The sequence below is a fragment of the Polyangium sp. y55x31 genome, assembly GCF_029946505.1.
Classification (GTDB): domain Bacteria; phylum Myxococcota_A; class Polyangia; order Polyangiales; family Polyangiaceae; genus Polyangium.
In genome coordinates, this window is record NZ_JARZHG010000006.1 from 298,796 (window position 1) to 315,029 (window position 16,234).

Annotated in this window: 13 protein-coding genes; 9 read left to right on the forward strand and 4 right to left on the reverse strand. The window is 67.9% G+C overall.

All coding sequences use genetic code 11. From position 1 onward, the window contains the following. Positions 1–58: 58 nt before the first annotated feature. Positions 59–991, reverse strand: a complete 933-nt coding sequence (locus tag QHF84_RS14795) for a hypothetical protein (RefSeq protein WP_281313931.1) — start codon at positions 989–991, stop codon at positions 59–61. 381 nt (positions 992–1,372) lie between these two features. Further along, on the reverse strand, positions 1,373–2,065 hold the full coding sequence (locus QHF84_RS14800; protein ID WP_281313932.1) for a phosphoribosyltransferase family protein: 693 nt from the start codon (positions 2,063–2,065) through the stop codon (positions 1,373–1,375). Between the two features lie 157 nt (positions 2,066–2,222). Here QHF84_RS14800 and pdxH point away from each other — a divergent pair, with 157 nt between their 5' ends. Then, complete coding sequence (pdxH, locus tag QHF84_RS14805) at positions 2,223–2,810, forward strand: pyridoxamine 5'-phosphate oxidase (RefSeq protein ID WP_281313933.1); 588 nt, start codon at positions 2,223–2,225, stop codon at positions 2,808–2,810. 4 nt (positions 2,811–2,814) lie between these two features. On the opposite strand, the gene QHF84_RS14810 is transcribed toward pdxH, so the two are convergent. Beyond that, positions 2,815–5,250 (reverse strand): S41 family peptidase, encoded by a 2,436-nt coding sequence (locus tag QHF84_RS14810; protein ID WP_281313934.1) that lies wholly within the window; start codon positions 5,248–5,250, stop codon positions 2,815–2,817. A 75-nt stretch (positions 5,251–5,325) separates the two neighbouring features. On the opposite strand from QHF84_RS14810, the gene QHF84_RS14815 reads away from it, so the two are divergent. The 8 genes from QHF84_RS14815 to QHF84_RS14850 all read left to right on the forward strand — a co-directional run bounded on the left by QHF84_RS14815 (position 5,326) and on the right by QHF84_RS14850 (position 14,736). Then, entirely contained in the window at positions 5,326–6,681 is a 1,356-nt protein-coding gene (locus tag QHF84_RS14815) for a mandelate racemase/muconate lactonizing enzyme family protein (protein ID WP_281313935.1), read from the forward strand. Positions 6,682–6,707: 26 nt separating this feature from the next. Continuing rightward, positions 6,708–8,906: a glycoside hydrolase family 9 protein gene (locus QHF84_RS14820; protein ID WP_281313936.1), complete on the forward strand. Its 2,199-nt coding sequence runs from the start codon at positions 6,708–6,710 to the stop codon at positions 8,904–8,906. A gap of 110 nt (positions 8,907–9,016) precedes the next feature. Further along, positions 9,017–9,430, forward strand: a complete 414-nt coding sequence (locus QHF84_RS14825; RefSeq protein WP_271925842.1) for a secondary thiamine-phosphate synthase enzyme YjbQ — start codon at positions 9,017–9,019, stop codon at positions 9,428–9,430. Between the two features lies 1 nt (position 9,431). Continuing rightward, positions 9,432–10,022, forward strand: coding sequence for an RNA 2',3'-cyclic phosphodiesterase (thpR, locus tag QHF84_RS14830; RefSeq protein ID WP_281313937.1), 591 nt, complete (start codon positions 9,432–9,434; stop codon positions 10,020–10,022). 166 nt (positions 10,023–10,188) lie between these two features. Then, positions 10,189–13,293 carry a PAS domain S-box protein gene (locus QHF84_RS14835; RefSeq protein ID WP_281313938.1) on the forward strand — a complete coding sequence of 1,035 codons (3,105 nt, stop codon included), beginning with the start codon at positions 10,189–10,191 and terminating at the stop codon, positions 13,291–13,293. 637 nt (positions 13,294–13,930) lie between these two features. Continuing rightward, entirely contained in the window at positions 13,931–14,092 is a 162-nt protein-coding gene (locus QHF84_RS14840; protein ID WP_281313939.1) for a hypothetical protein, read from the forward strand. Positions 14,093–14,189: 97 nt separating this feature from the next. Then, on the forward strand, positions 14,190–14,345 hold the full coding sequence (locus QHF84_RS14845) for a hypothetical protein (protein WP_281313940.1): 156 nt from the start codon (positions 14,190–14,192) through the stop codon (positions 14,343–14,345). Between the two features lie 67 nt (positions 14,346–14,412). Continuing rightward, complete coding sequence (locus QHF84_RS14850; protein ID WP_281313941.1) at positions 14,413–14,736, forward strand: hypothetical protein; 324 nt, start codon at positions 14,413–14,415, stop codon at positions 14,734–14,736. Positions 14,737–14,817: 81 nt separating this feature from the next. On the opposite strand, the gene QHF84_RS14855 is transcribed toward QHF84_RS14850, so the two are convergent. After that, positions 14,818–16,026, reverse strand: coding sequence for a serine hydrolase domain-containing protein (locus QHF84_RS14855; RefSeq protein ID WP_281313942.1), 1,209 nt, complete (start codon positions 16,024–16,026; stop codon positions 14,818–14,820). Positions 16,027–16,234 lie beyond the last annotated feature (208 nt).

A 16,234-nucleotide genomic window follows, 5' to 3' on the forward strand; every position in this document is an offset into this window, starting at 1 on the left:
GCGGCGCGAAGGGCGAAAAACGCGGGGGCGACCCGAAGCTCCACGAAGGAATGCCCGCTCAGTGAGCGTGCCCGTGCTCGTCCTCGTCCTCGACGCCGAGATCCCAGGCACGTGAGATCGAGATCTGCGCCATGCCCGGATAATTGAACGCCGCGGCATTCGTGAGCCGCAGGACCCGCGCCCGCACACTGCCTTCAAGCTTCCACGCGGGCGTGATCGCCCACGTCGCGCCCACGCCGACGAGCAGGTCGGTGCGCGCATTGAATCCTTCGAGCGCATACGCGCCATTCCAGATTTCCGCGCTCTCGTGGGCGAGATCCACCGTCGCATACGGCGTGACCTTGCCATCGAGCAACGGCACGCCCACGCGCGCGCCGCCGAAAATGCGGGTCGGCGCCCGAAAGCCCTGGCCATTCTCGTACACGCTGAACAAACCCAGCGCCGAGGCCGAAATCTCCACGGGATCCAGCGTATACGTGAGCCCGACGCCCACGATCGGCACGAACGTCCCGGTCCCGAGCTGCGTATGCTCGTGCCATTCCCCCGCCGCGCCGAGCCGGTACGGATCCGGCTCCGTTCGCCCGAGCGGAAACGACACGCCGAGCCGCGCCGCCGACGAGAGCTTGCCAATGCTGCCCGAAAACCGCGCGATGAGCCACGGATCCCCGGGCCCCACGATCGTCCGATCGTGATGGTGAATGTCATCCGGCACGAGCTTCGGCGTGCCGTCGAGCTCCGTGTACGTGGGATACGTATCCACGACGCGCAGCAGCAAACGCGCCTCGGCCGCGAGCCACGGCGTGATCTGGTACGACACGTCCGCCGTCACGTCCGTCATCCAGAGCGCCACGTGGTGGTGGTACGGCACGGGCGGCGGCGTCTCGGCGCACGCGGGCCCGAGGTCGGGGCACTCCGCGAGATGCCCCGCCGAACCGGCGAGCCCGGACGCACCCAGGCGCACTTCGAGCCGCCCGGGCTCGAATGCTCGCACTTCGGACCCGCCGACCGGCAGGTTCGGATTGCTTCAAGCGCCTCAGGCTTCGGCGTAGCTCACGACGGGCCACGCCACGGCGAGCGTGACCACGGCGAGCGCGACGAACCTCATCGACGGACCTCCACGGAAGGCCCGCACCCTACCCCAGCCCCGCCGTTCTGGGAAGCGCCGCGTCAAGGGCGTTTCGCGCGCCAAGGATGCAGGGCCGCCGGACAACGTTCGGGTGTGGCCGAGCACCCGGATTGCGGACCCTCCCGACAAGGAAAACGGACGCGGCAATGATACGACGGTAAGGGCCATGTCGGTCCCAACCTTTCGAATCGTTCTTTTCCTGAACATCTCCTTTCCGCACCCCCACCAGAGCGGCGAGGCGGGCCCTCACGCGCCGCGCGGCCGACGCGCCATGCCCCGCGTCGACGTCCGCCTTTCCGTCGAGGGCTTCCTGCCGTGGCTCTCGAGCAGGCTCATGACCTCGTCGTCCTCGATGGCCCGGAAATCCTCGTAATACTGGCCCACCGCATAAAGGTTCGGATCCTCGATCAGACAAACCACGAGATCCGCCTCCCCGCGCAGCATGTCCGCCCGCTCCGGCGAGGCCACCGGCGCCGCCAAGACGACCGTCGTCGCGCCCGCCGCGCGCGCCGCCCGGAGCGCCGCCATCGCCGTCGCGCCCGTCGCGATGCCGTCGTCCACCACGATGACCGGCCGCCCGGCGAGCGAGGGCCGGTGCCCGCCGAAGAGCGCCTCGCGCCGCCGCGCCTCGTCCGATTGAAACATTCGTTCGACTTCGAGGTACTCCGGATCCACGCCGAGCACCCGCAGCGCGCGCGGCTCGACCCAGACCGAGCCGTCGGAGGCGACCGCGCCAATCGCGAGCTCGGGCTGGTGCGGAGCGCGCAGCTTGCGCGCCACGATCACGCCGAGCTCGCCCCCGAGCGCATCGGCCACTTCCGCCGCCACGACCACGCCGCCGCGCGGAATGCCGAGCACCACCGCGCCTTCGAGCCCCCCGATGCCCTGCAGATGCTGCCCGAGCAGCTCGCCTGCCTCTTCCCGGTCCTTCCACATCATGACGCCCTCCCCGCCCGAACACATCGTTCTCGGGGACGCACCTGTCAGGTCTTGGTCCACGATTGGGGGCTCCGCTCGGCAAGCGAGCTGCGCCCCCAAGCCCCCGGCGACGTTTCGCCCTTTTCCAGGACGCACCCGGCCCCTATGCTGCGCCGCGATGAGCCATCCCGCATCGGACCCCATTGCCGCGTTCCGCGAGGCGTTCGCCCGAGCCCAGGACCGCGAGGACCACGACCCCACGGCCATGACGCTCGCCACCGTCGACGAGAACGGCCGTCCCTCCGCGCGTATGGTGCTCTTGAAGGACGTGGACGAGCGCGGCTTCACGTTCTACACGAACCTGGAGAGCCGCAAAGGCCGGGCGCTCGCGAAAAACCCTTGGGCCGCGCTCTGCATTCATTGGCCGAAGGCCGCCGAGCAGATCCGCGTCGAGGGCAAGGTCGAGCTCGTCTCCACCGAGGAAGCGGACGCCTACTTCGCCTCACGCGTGCGCGGCAGCCAGATCGGCGCCTGGGCCTCCGATCAAAGCCGTCCGCTCCACTCTCGCGAGGAGCTCGAAGCCCGCGTCGCCGAGTTGACGGCGCGCTTCGAGGGCGGCCCCGTCCCGCGGCCGCCGCACTGGAGCGGGTATCGCGTGATTCCCGACCGGATCGAGTTCTGGTTTGGCAAGGACAGCCGCCTCCACGATCGATTCGTCTACGTCCGCGAAGGCGAAGGGTGGCGCTGCGAGCGTCTCCACCCCTGAATCGTCATTTCACCTTCCCCGTCACGACCCCGATCCCCACCTCCAGCACCTCGTCGCGCCCCTCGCGGATGCCCTTCACCGTCCGCGTCGCGGGGATGTTCGGCGGCACGCCGACGCCGTGGAAACGCGAGCCGTCGAAGCGCTCGACCCGCAGGCCCGTCCAGGTGATCACGACCCCGCCCGGCACGGGGAATGGGTTCACGTTCCCGTTCGTGCCCGCCGTCGTCGCGCCCACGATCTTGCCGAGCTTGTAATGGTCGACCATGCTCATCCACGTCTCGGCCTGGCTGATCGCCCGCTCGTCCGTCAGGAACACGATTTTGCCCTGGATGCGCGGCGCCTTCGGCTCGACGATCCACTTCACCACCTCGAACGTGAGCCCCTCGCGGTTTGGCCGGACGATCCGCGGCATCTTCCAGTCGGGGCTCGCGAGGGGCTTCGACGTGAGGTGCCCGAGCACCCCGGGCTCGACCTTGGGATAACCGCGTAGATCGAAGATCACGCCCTTCGCCTTCGCCAGCCTGGGCAACGCCGCCTCGAATTGCTCCGGCGTCACCCGGTCGAGATCGACGTACGAGATCCCGAGCGCGACCTCGGCGACCGGCTCCGGCCGCTTCTCCTGGGGCAATTTCTCCATCATGCCGAGCGAATACGCGAGCTCGACCGTCACGGGATTACCGCCCTCGTGCTTCAGCGTCACCTTCACGGGCTCGCCCTTCGTCCCCATGCGCAGGTGGCTCGTCGCGACGCGTTTCCTCCACCCGGGCGTCGCGGCCGGGATGCGCGGCTCGATGGCCGCCATCCAGGCGTCGATGGGTTTGTCGCCGATCGCGATGACGGTATCGCCGGGACGAACCTCCGCGCCCGCGCTCGGGTGCACGTTCGTCACCACGAGCTGCCCTTCGGCCCAGGTGAAATTCATCGGCAAGTAGCCGCGGGTCGCCATCTCGGGCACGGGCTGCCCCTCGGGCGTCCTCACCATTCGCACCACGTTGCCGTGGCCGTCGTGGAGCTGGGTGACGAGGAGCTCCAGGGCCAGCACCGCGCCCTGCTCGTCGATGGCGGTCGCCGCCTTGGACAAACTCTTTCGCAACACGGCGGTCCAGTCCGTCCCGACGACGTCGAAGTAGGGATAAAAATGCTGCATGATGCCCCACGCCATCGTGATGCCGGCGAGGCGTGTCTCGCGGTCCTTCAGCGAATACGCGAAGGTCGCGGAAACACCGCTCGGGGGCGGCTCGGCCGGCGCTGCGGTTCCATGCGGCAAGGTCCCGCGATCGTCCGCATAAAGCGTGAGCGGCAACTTGCACGACACGCCGCCGCCGAGCTCGGCCTCGTAAACCTCGCTCGGAAGCGCGAGCTTGGGCGGAGGCTTCGGCGTGGCCGTCACGACCACCGCGCGTTTCCCCGATTTCGGCGCCTCCGTCGTCGTGGCCGCGCCGATGCCGAGCGCCTTCGCCTGCTCCGGGCTCGGCACGTTCCACGCAGTGATCTCGTCCTTCTCGACCTTCTCGAACCCGGGGTTTTTGATCTTCAGCGCCGTCGTCTTGCCCCCTTCCTGGACCTCCACGACCACGTCGTCGAAGAACGCCTTGCCCGCGCCGTCGATCTCGAATCCGATATCGACGCCCTTCGCATCGGCAGGCACATCCACGGTGTGGGTGATCTTCGTCCATTCCCGCGGCCTCGCCGGCGTGCTCGTGGTCCAGTCGTACTTCTTCTGCGCCCCCTTCACGCCGATGCCGATCTGCGCGCCCCCCTGCTCTCCGGGGCTCTCCACCCGCGCGAACGCCGAGACCACGACCTTCTTGCCGGCGCATTTCTCGATCGGCAGGCTCGTGTCGATCCCGCCCGGTTCGAGCGGCGACGCCTCCATGTCGTTCACGCGCTGGCTCTTGTAGACGTTGTTCGGCAACATCCCGAGCTCGATCCCCTCGTGCTGCCACGCGACGATCTTCGGCTTCGAGCCGTCCTTCGGCGGCAGAATCGCCTCGGGCAGGTCTTGCCGGAGGCCCGTCGGGAACACGCGGAGCGTCGGCGCCACGGGGCCGAAGATCTCCCCGAGGATCTGCGCGAGCTCCTCCGCCGACGTGGCCCCTTCGACGCGCCTCGCGCCGTCCACGGCGATCGCGTTCCAATCGGCCCGCGCGGCCTCGTCGCTCGGATGAAAGAAACGCACGTAATTGTAGAGCTGCGTGAATGCGACGACGTTCTCGAGCGCGCGGCCTTCGAGCGCACGTGAAGGATCGACCCGCGGCGCGGCCGCCGCCTCTGCCCCGGGCAGAGCGGCCTCGGGCTTCGGCAGGGGCGCGGGCATGGGCTCGGGCGGCGGGACGTTGCCGCAGGCGAGGAGCACGAAAGGGAGCACGAGGCGAAGAGCGATGGGCGCGCGCAAGAACATCCTCCGGGGCACGAGATCGAGCGCGCGGATCTTGCCCAACGCCCCTCTTGCCGCCAAGAAGAAGTGTCAGAAACCAGGGGCAGCCGCCGTTGTCCGGAAAGGCAGGAGCCCACCATGAAGATCGAGCGGATCGAGCTTTACTACGTCAAGATCCCGCTCTCGGGTGACCGGCCGGGGTTCTTCGACGATCGGGTCGTCTTCGAGCCGAACTGGATCCCCGGCTACCACCAGATCGACCTGCGCTTGTACCTCCTGCGCCTCGTGACCGACGCGGGGCTCGACGGCGTCGCGGCGATCCCCGCGATGGGCCGCGAACGCGAGTCGCTCGGCGCCTTGCTCGGCGCCTACCTGCTCGGATTGAACCCGCTCGACATGCGCCTCGTGAACCAGCGCATCGAGGAGTTCTCGGTCCTCGGCATGCGGAATGGGTGGATCGACGCCGCGTTCTGGGATCTCGTCGGCAAATACCGGCGCGAGCCATTGTGGAAGATCCTCGGCGGCACGGGCGGCTTCGCGGTGCCATATGCCTCGCTCGGATCGAACCACGACCACGATCCGCGCGTCGTCGCCGCGCTCGTCACCGAGCGCCGGAACGAGGGCTTCGCGGGCGTCAAGATCCGCGTGAAAAGCGACGACCTCACGAAGATGGTCGACGTCGTCGCGGCCGCCCGGGAGGCCGCGGGGGATTCGATGGAGCTCATGGTCGACGCCAATCTCGGCTGGCCCGTGGAGCTCGTCGAAACGAGCCCGCGCTGGGACGAGGACTTTGCAGCGCGCTTCAGCGAAGGGATCGAGCCGTATCGGGTTTCCTGGCTCGAAGAGCCGCTCCACCGGGCCGATCACGAGGGCCTCGCGCGGCTCCGCAAACGCTCGAAGGTCCCGATCGCGGGCGGCGAGATCACGCCCTCGTGGCGCGAATTCCGATCGATGCTCGACGCCGGGAGCCTCGACGTCTACCAGCCCGACGCGGTGCTCTCGGGCGGCACGTATGCGGGCGGCGTGAGCGTCGTCCGCTGGCTCGTGCGCGAGATCCGAAATCGCAACGCCGCGCGCGGGCCGGAGGCGCGGCCGCTCCGATACACGCCGCATACCTGGACGAACGGCCTCGGCTTTGCGGTGAACCTTCATCTTTTCGGCCTGCTCCCGCAGGAGGAGCGCGGCCTCCTCGAGCTGCCGCACGACCTGCACTGGCAGATGCCGCAATGGGCGCGGTTCCTTCGTCATGGATTCGCGCGGGATGACGAGGGCCGGATCCGGATTCCGGACGAGCCGGGGCTCGGCGTGGAGATCGACTGGGAGGTCGTCGCGCGCTTCGGCAAGCGGATCGACGTGATCACGAAGGCGAGCCTCGCGGCCTGGACCGTGCTCGATCACGGCTGGCGCGAGGCGGTGTATCTGCGCAACAAGAAACGCGAGGTCGAGGACCGCAGCGCGCTCGCCGAGTTCGAGCTTCCCGAGCCGCCATTCTGAGGTACCATCGCGCGCGGAGGTCTTCCATGAGACGTTTGCTCTTGGCTTCGATTCCCGCGCTCTCCCTCGCCGTGCTCGCCGCTTGCGACAGCGGCGAGACTTCGAATTCCACGGACAATACGGGCGGCGGTGGCGCGGGCGCGACCGGCGGCACCGGCGGCACCGGCGGCACGGGCGCGACCGGCGGCACGGGTGGCTCCGGTGGCATTGGCGGCTCCGGCGGCATTGGCGGCTCCGGCGGCTCCGGCGGCGCCGGTGGAATGGGCGGCGCGGGTGGTTCCGGCGGCGTCGGTGGAATGGGCGGCGCGGGTGGCTCCGGCGGCGCCGGTGGAATGGGCGGTTCGGGCGGAGGCGGCGGCGCCGGGGGTGGCATGAACCCGGTCAAGCCGCCCGTGACCCCGTACATCGTCGTCGATCAATTCGGCTATTTACCGAATGGGCAGAAAGTTGCGGTGATCCGGGATCCCGAGAATGGATTCGATGCGGCCGAATCCTTCTCGCCCGGGGGCACGTACGCGCTCGTGAACGCGCAGACGGGCGCGCAGGTCCTCACGGCCGCCCCGGCGGCGTGGAAAAATGGCATGGTCGACCCGTCGTCGGGCGATCGGGCCTGGCATTTCGATTTCTCGTCCGTGCAGACGCCCGGCACCTATTACGTGCACGACACGGGCAAGGACCTGCGCTCGCACGAGTTCCGCATCGCGACGAACGTGTACCGCGATGTCCTCAAGGCCGCGGTGCGCTCGTTCTTCTATCAGCGCGCCGGGGTCGCGAAGAGCGCCCAGCACGCGGGCGCGGGCTGGGCGGACGGCGCGAGCCACGTGGGCCCCGGGCAGGACAAGAACGCCCGGCGTTACAATGCGCCGAACGACGCCGCGACGGAGCGGGATCTCTCCGGCGGCTGGTACGACGCGGGTGATTACAACAAGTACACGAACTGGCACGCGCGGTACGTGACGAGCCTGCTCATGGCCTACGACGAGTCGAAGGCCGCGTTCACCGACGATTACGGGATCCCCGAGTCCGGCAACGGCGTCCCCGACGTCGTGGACGAGGCGAAATTCGGCATGGACTGGCTCATCAAGATGCAAAACGCGAACGGCTCGGTGCTGAGCATCGTGGGCGTCGGGCACGCGAGCCCGCCCTCCGCGTCGACGGGCCCGAGCCGGTACGGCACGGCGAGCACCTCGGCCACGCTGAGCGCCGCCGCGGCGTTCGCCTATGGCTCGATCGTGTTCCGCTCGCTCGGCGGGGCCTTCATGGCGTATGCCGACGACCTCCTTGCGCGCGCCGAAAACGCCTGGTCCTGGGCGAACGCGAACCCGAACGTGACGTTCTACAACAACGACGGCGCGAACGGATCGCAGGGCCTCGGCGCGGGCCAGCAGGAGACGGACGATTATGGGCGCCTCTCCAAGAAGGTCGAGGCCGCCGCGTATCTCTTCCACGCGACGAACAAGGCGAGCTACCGCCAGTTCTTCGACCAGAATTACCAGGCGATCCACCTCTTGCAATGGAACTTCGCGTACCCGTTCGAGGCCGAGCAGCAGGACGCGCTCCTTTATTACACGAAGGTGCCGGGCGCCACGCAGAACGTCGTGACCACCATCAAGAACACCTACAACGCCGCGATGGCCGGGACCGAAAATTTCGGGGCGATCAATGGCGAGACGGACCCGTACCGCGCGTACCTGAAGGACTACGTCTGGGGGAGCAACGGGACGAAGTCGCACCAGGGCAACATGTACCAGGACATCATCGTCTACGGGCTCGACCCGGCGAAAAACGCAGCCGCGGAGCGAGCCGCAGCGCGGTACATCCATTACATCCACGGGACGAACCCGCTCGGGCTCGTCTACCTCTCGAACATGGCCGACGCCGGCGCCGAGAACAGCGTGAACGAATTTTACCACACGTGGTTCGAGAACGGCAATGCGCAATGGGATCGCGTGGGCGCCTCGACGTACGGGCCGGCCCCGGGCTTTTTGACGGGCGGCCCGAACCCGAGCTACGACTGGGACGGCTGCTGCCCGAACAACTGCGGCAGCGCCCAGAACAACGCCGTATGCTCGTCGGAGACGATCACGCCGCCGAAGGGACAGCCGGCGCAGAAATCGTACAAGGACTTCAACACGAGCTGGCCGCTGAACTCGTGGTCCGTCACCGAGAACTCGAACGGCTACCAGGTGGCGTACATCCGGCTGCTGTCGAAGTTCGTGAAGTGATCACGAAAAACGCCTCGTTCAACGCTCGGGGGCTACGCTCGGACGAGCCGAGCTACGCCCCCGAACCCCCTTGACGCTCCCCGCCCTCCGCGCGACGACGATCGCCGCACATGCGATCCGTCACCGAATACCTCTGGTTCGAGACCAAGCAACGGCGCGAGCTCGTCAACATCACCGATCGCGTCGAGACCATCGTCTCCGGCAGCGGCATCGCCGAGGGCATGGTCCTCGTCAGCGCGATGCACATCACGGCAGGCGTCTTCGTGAACGACCACGAGCCCGGGCTCTGGGAAGACATCTGGTCGTGGCTGCAAACGCTCGCCCCGGCCGGCCCCGATTACAAGCACCACCGGACCGGCGAGGACAACGGCGACGCGCACCTCAAGTCGATCCTCGTCCACCACCAGGTGATCGTCCCCATCACGAAAGGAAAGCTCGACCTCGGCCCCTGGCAGCAGATCTTCTATGCCGAGTTCGACGGCCAGCGCAGAAAACGCCTCGTGGTCAAGGCCATGGGGGAATGACGTGGCCCTCGGGACGAGGCGCCTTTTCCTCGCCGTCGACCCCGGCGAAGAATGCCACGCGCGCATCGCCGAGGCCGTCGGCCGGGCGCGCGCGCATGCCCCGCGGGCGCGATGGGTGCGCACGGAGGGCATCCACCTGACGCTCGTATTCCTCGGCGCGGTGGCGGAATCCCTCGTGCCCGCGGTCGTGGCGAAGGCGGAGGGCGTCGCGGTCCGGCACGCGCCGCTCACGCTGCGATTCGAGGGCGCCGGGTGCTTCGGCGGGCGAAAGCCGCGGGTCCTGTGGATCGGGGTCGAGGGCGACGTGCCGGCGCTCGGGCTCGTGCAAAAAGAGCTCTCCGAGGCGCTCACGGAGGTCGGGTACGTGCCGGAGGAGCGCGTCTTCTCGCCGCACCTCACCCTGGCCCGCGCCGGGTTCGGCGGCGTGGACGCGGGGCTCTGGGCGGCGGCGCGATTGCTCGCCGGAGAATCGTTCGGCGAGGTGAACGTGCGGGAGCTCGTGCTTTACGAGAGCGAGCTCTCCGCGGCGGGCGCCCATTACGAGGCGGTGGCGCGATTGCCGCTCGGCGGGGTGCCTGCTCCCTTGCATTGACGCCGTCCCACCGGCCCCAGCCACGTGCCCGCGATAGCTCGCCCGCGTGCTTGTCATCGTCCGATACCGTACATTCGATTCATCTGTCCGATGAGGACAGGGAGCGGCGGGGCCAGGGTGCTGCTGGTCGCACGCCACCATGACGGATCGGAAACACGGATCATCGATGAAATCGAACATTTCCGCTCGGGCATCTCTGTCCCGGTACGGAATGGCGATCGCAGTGACGACGATCGCCGTGGCTGTGATCGCCGGCGTGGTCCTCCTATGGCCGCTCGGAGGTCTCGCCGCCACCCTGTTCCTCGTGGGTATCCTCGCCTTCTGCACGCTGGGCGGATGCATGCACCAAGCGCTCGCGGTGAGCCGCCGGCGGAATGCGGCCCTCGAGCGGTGCATCAACGAGCGCACGGCAGAGCTCGAATCTTTGTTTTTGCATGCGCCGGTGGGCTTTGCCTTCTTCGACCGGCAGGGTCGGTTCCTCCGCATCAACGAGTGGCTCGCCGCGAGCAATGGCCTGCCCGTCGAGGCCCACCTCGGCCGCCCCATTCACGAGATCCTGCCCCACGTCACCGTCACCTCTGCATTGCAGGACGTCTTCCGGACGGGCAAGCCCGTCGCGGGCCTGGAAGTCAGCGGGGAGACCCCGGCGCGGCCCGGCGAGCGCAGGCATTGGCTGACGGCGCATTTCCCGGTCCAGGCGCCCGATGGAACGGTCGCCTCCGTCGGCGCGGTCGTCCTCGAGGTCACCGGGATGAAGCGGGCCGAGGAGCAAGCGCGCGCGCGGGCGCGCCAGCAGGCGGCCGTGGCCACGCTCGGGCACATGGCGCTCCTCGAGCAGGACGTCCAGCGCGTCATGGATCGCGCGGTCGAGCTCGTCGCCGAGACGCTGCAAATCGAGCTCTGCAAGGTCCTCGAATTGTTGCCCGGCGGGCAACGGCTCCTCCTCCGCGCCGGCGTGGGATGGGCGACGCACCTCGTCGGGCACGCGACGGTGGGGGCCGACCTCGACTCGCAGGCCGGATACACGCTGCAATCGAAGGGGCCCGTGCTCGTCGAGGACCTGCAAACCGAGCATCGTTTTCGCGGGCCGCCGCTCCTCTTCGATCACGGCGTCGTCAGCGGGATGAGCGTGACGATCACCGGCGGGCAAGGCGGGCCTTACGGCGTGCTCGGCGCGCACTCGCGGCGAAAGCGGCTCTTCACCCGCGACGACATCACCTTCCTCGAATCGATCGCGAACATCCTGGCGGCCTCGATGCGGCAGCGGCAGGTCGAGCGGGCGCTGCGCGAGGGCGAGGAGCGGTATCGCCTGCTGGTCGAGGGCGTGCGCGATTACGCGATTTACATGCTCGACCCCGAGGGCCGCGTGGAGAGCTGGAACGCCGGCGCCGAGCGCATCAAGGGGTATACGGCCGCGGAGGTCATCGGTCAGCATTTCTCCCGGTTTTACCCCGCCGAGGACATCGAACAGGGCAAACCGGAGCGAGCGCTCATCCTGGCGGCGAGAACCGGGCGCTTCGAGGACGAGGGGATTCACGTTCGCAAGGACGGCACGCGATTCTGGGCGAACGTCGTCTTGACGGCCCTGCGGGACGAGAGCGGCGCCCTCCGCGGATTCTCGAACCTGACGCGCGACGTGACCGAACGAAAAGAGGCCGTCGAGGCGGCGCGTGACGCCGCGGCGCGCCTCCGGGCCATCGTCGACACCGCCGTCGACGGGATCATCACCATCGATGAACGCGGCACGATCGAGACGATGAACCCCGCCGCCGAGCGGATGTTCGGCTACGGCGCGGACGAGCTCATCGGCCACAACGTCAAGATGGTGATGCCCGAGCCTTACAAAACCGAGCACGACACGTACCTCGCGAACTATCTGCGCACGGGGGTGCGAAAGATCATCGGAATCGGGCGCAAGGTGCGCGGGCGGCGAAAGGACGGCGCGGAGTTCCCCATCGAGCTCGCCGTCAGCGAGTTCTTCGTGGGCGAGCGGAGGTTTTTCGCGGGCGTGATCCGCGACATCACGGAGCGGGAGGCGGCGGAGGCGGAGCGCGAATCACTCCTCGGGAGCGAGCGGGCCGCGCGGAGCGAGGCCGAGCGGGCGAACCGAATGAAAGACGAGTTCTTGGCCACGATGTCGCACGAGCTCCGGACGCCGCTCACCCCCATCCTCGGCTGGATCGAGCTGCTCCGCGTCTCCCAGCAGGCGCCCGGGAACCTCGAAAAAGGTCTGTCCGTCATCGAGCGGAACGCGCGCCTGCAACTGCAGCTCATCTCGGATCTGCTCGACGTGAGCCGCATCGTCTCCGGGAAGCTGCGCCTCAACGTGCAGTGGATCGATCTGCCGAACGTGATCGATTCCGCGATCGAATCCGTTCGTCACGCCGCCGAGGTGAAGGGCATCGAGATCCGCGCGACGTACGAGCCGACGGACACGACGGTGATGGGCGACCCGGATCGCCTGCAGCAGGTCGTGTGGAACCTGGTCGCGAACGCGATCAAGTTCACGCCCTCGAATGGCCACGTGGACATCACGCTCTCCCGGACGAATGGGCATTTCCGGCTCACGGTGTCGGATACGGGACAGGGAATCGCGCCCGAGTTTCTCCCGCTGCTCTTCGATCGTTTCCGTCAAGCCGACTCGTCCACGTCGCGCCGCTACGGCGGCCTCGGCCTCGGGCTCTCGATCGTGAAACACCTGGTCGAGCTCCACGGCGGCAGCGTGCACGCGGAGAGCGAAGGGATCGGGAAAGGGGCGACGTTCGTGGTCGACCTCCCGACGATGCGCGCCTTCGCCCCAGGCCCCGAGCACGAGGGGCTGTCGCACCCCTGGCCGAGCGTCTCGCGCCCGCCGGTCGCCGATACGACGAGCCTGGAGGGCATTCGTGTCCTCGTGGTGGACGACGAGCCGGACGCGCGGGAGCTCGTCGAGCGATTGCTGGAGGATCGCCGGGCGAAGGTCCTCACGGCGGCCTCGGCCTTCGAGGCCCTCGAAATGCTGGCGAACCCCGAGAACGAACCGGACGTGATGGTGAGCGATCTCGGGATGCCCGGAATGGATGGATTCGCCCTCATTCGAGAGGTACGCGCGCGTCGCGCCGCCGGGCTCGGCAATCTGCCCGCCGTCGCGGTGACGGCATTCGCGCGCCCCGAGGACAAGGCCCGATCGCTCGAGGCCGGCTATGACGCGCACGTGACGAAGCCGATCGATCCGCTCGGGTTCGTCGCGACCGTCGCCCAATTGATGAAGCGAAAAGGGATGCTGTCGTGAGGGTCGAGAGCTCTCGGAGGCGTCTCAGCCGAGGACCGGCCCGCCCGACGGGTCTAAAGGGAGGGACGATCGCGACGGTCGCGAAGGCGCTCCGCAACCAAAACGGCGGCTTCGCGGGGCCCGATCCGTGGTTCCGTTCATAAAACGGCGGCTTCGCGGGGGTCGATCGGGAGGTTCGTTGCCGCATCGGCGGCGTCGCGGGGGTCGATCGGGGGGATCGCTTCGAAGAGGACGGCTTTGCGGGTGTCGAGAGGCGGATTTTTGGGGAGGCGGCGTCGTCGCGGGAGTCGCGGAGGGGAGACTTGGTGAGGCTTGTTGCTTCTAGGGGTGTGCTGGGCCGCGGCCGTCCAGCCGGCTCCCGCCGCCCCGGTCACCGTCATGGGACGCTCGATTCCCGGGCGCACCGTGAGCCCCCTGGCCCGTTTGCCCTTGCCGTCCAGTCGCTCAACGTGCGACTCGATATTCCATGCAAGCAATGACGAGACGCCGCTCGGCAATGCTGGGCGTGCTGGGGTTGGGCTTCGGTGCGGCAGGGATGATGGGGGCGTGCGGGTCGCCCCTCGATCCGGGGCCTGTCGATTCGTGCCCTACTCCATCCGAAACCCCGACCGACACGTCGACTGAATGCGCGGAGCCCATGCCCGAGCCGTGCATGCGTTATCGCATCCCGCTCGTGGGAAACCCGAGCACGGACGTCGCGCTGCGGAGCAAGTACATCGCCGCGTTCGGCTCCGCTTGTTACATGTCCGAGGCCGGCACGTTCGACTGCTTTGGGCTTCACGTGGCCTTGCAAGGATGAGAACTGCAAGCCGACGACGTGCACGGAGAAGCTCGTCCTCAAAAATCCGAAAGGCACGCCCGAAAATGACCCTGATCGCGCGCAGGTGCACCACGTGGTGCCCAAGAAAGACCTGCGCAGTTGCCCGTGGGGCACGAACGCGTACAAGAACGCGGCCGTCATCTCGACGAGGCTCAACCAACATCTCAAGAACAAGGTCCCGCCGATCAAAGAGGTGTTGCAGCTCAACAACGCGCAGGCATACACGCCGTGACGCGGTCGGCGGACCCAGGCGGCGAGCCGCGTTGACGCCCAGGCCCACGGAGTCTAGGCGAAACACCATGATCGAGCGGGTGACCCGTCACTTCGGACGCCTCGTCTTGCACAACGGGCGGCTCTTGCCGCTGTCGTGTGAATCGTATCGTCCACGCCCCGGGAAGATCGTGACGTACCACGACCGCCCAGAAGACGCCCCCGCCCACGCGGTCATCGACGCGGTGGTCGATCGGAGGCTGAAAGGCCCCACGGAGTTCACGCCCGCCGAGCTCGATACGCTCCTTGTCCCCACGCCCGACCCGAAGCGCGTGCGCGGCGCTCAACGCAGGCTTCAAAAGGTCGGCATCACCTGGCCCGGTTCGCCCGAGATCCCTGACGAGCCGACATGACGGGCCAACCCCTTTTTGGGCAAGCGAAAGTGTGCCGCTTTTGGAGAAGGGGGCGTACTCGGCGGCGCGACGTGAATTACCTCAGTCGAGCGTCGCAATCGCGCGATAAATGGCGTCGCGGAGCGCCTTTTCCCGCGGATCGTCGAACAGGTAGAAGTCCGTCTTGTTCATGACGTAGGCGTAGCCGAGCCGTGCGTCCGGATCCGCGAATCCGAACGAGCCGCCTGCGCCCGGTGCGCCGAACGCGCGCGGACTCGAGCCGAACATTGCGTCCGGTCCCGGCCGGAGGAAGCCGAGCGAGTAGGAGCTCGGCACGCCCAGCACCACGTCTTTCGCGCGGTGCAACGTCGGCTTCGCCGTGATGTTCGCCATGGTCTCTCGGCCGACGGCGAGCTCGGCTCCCCCCTCGGCGAATACCGAGTAGAGCCGCGCGATCGCGCGTGCGGTCCCGACACCGTTGCCTGCGGGCGCCTCCAACTCGAGGCAGCGTCGGTCGTTCCAGTCGACATCGTTGAAGACCATCGACTTGTGCATCAGTGACCACGGCCAGAGCATCCGAAGGAGCAGCGGGCGCGGCGCGGTCGGCAGAGCGCGAAGCGCGCGGCCCAGGGAGAGAGGCATGGTGGTTGCGAGCCGTCGCGTCGGGATTTCGGGCGGCAGCCCGATGAAGAGATCGAGGCCGAGCGGTGCGGCGACCTCTTCACGGAAGAAGCGGCCCAGCGTCCGGTGCGCGGGGTCGACGCGCCGAATGAGCTCCTGCATGTAGAGCCCGAGCGTCATCGCGTGATAGCCGTGCCGCGTGCCGGGTGCCCATGCCGGCTTCTGCCGGGCGAGCACACGCGCCATTCCATCGAGGTCGCGCAGTCGGTGGATCGACATTTCCTCGTCCAGCCGCACGAGCCCAGCCTCATGGCCGAGGAGCTGCCGGACCGTGATCCCTTCCTTGCCGTACTGCGCGAACTCGGGCCAATAGCGAGCGATCGGCGCGTCATAGTCGACGAGCCCGCGCGCGTTCGCGACCGCGAGGGTCATCGCGGAGATGCCCTTCGTGGTGGAGTACACGACGACCATCGTGTCCTCCTCCCACGGTGCATCGCCGTCCCACGTGCGGTGGCCGCCCCACAGATCGACCACCTTCTTGCCGCGCCAATATGCCGACACAGCCGCGCCGATCTCACCACGCTCCGCGAAGTTGCGCTCGAATTCGACGCGCACTTGCTCGAAGCCCTTCGCGACCTCTCCACGCGTACGCGTTTGCGCCCCGCCGGCACCTGCGCCTACCTGCTCCATGGCTGCTCCTCCAGCAACACGCGCGCCAATTCGAGACAAACCGGAATGTAGCCCATTGTCATGAGCCTCGGCGATACCGACATACGAACGTGACGGCTCGGGACGCGGAGTTTGCGCCGAGGCGCGCAGGTCTTGCGTCCGCCAGGTTCAACGCGACGCCATGCATGGCCCTGCGCATTTGCCGCGCCAGCTCCGAATCCCTCGAGAA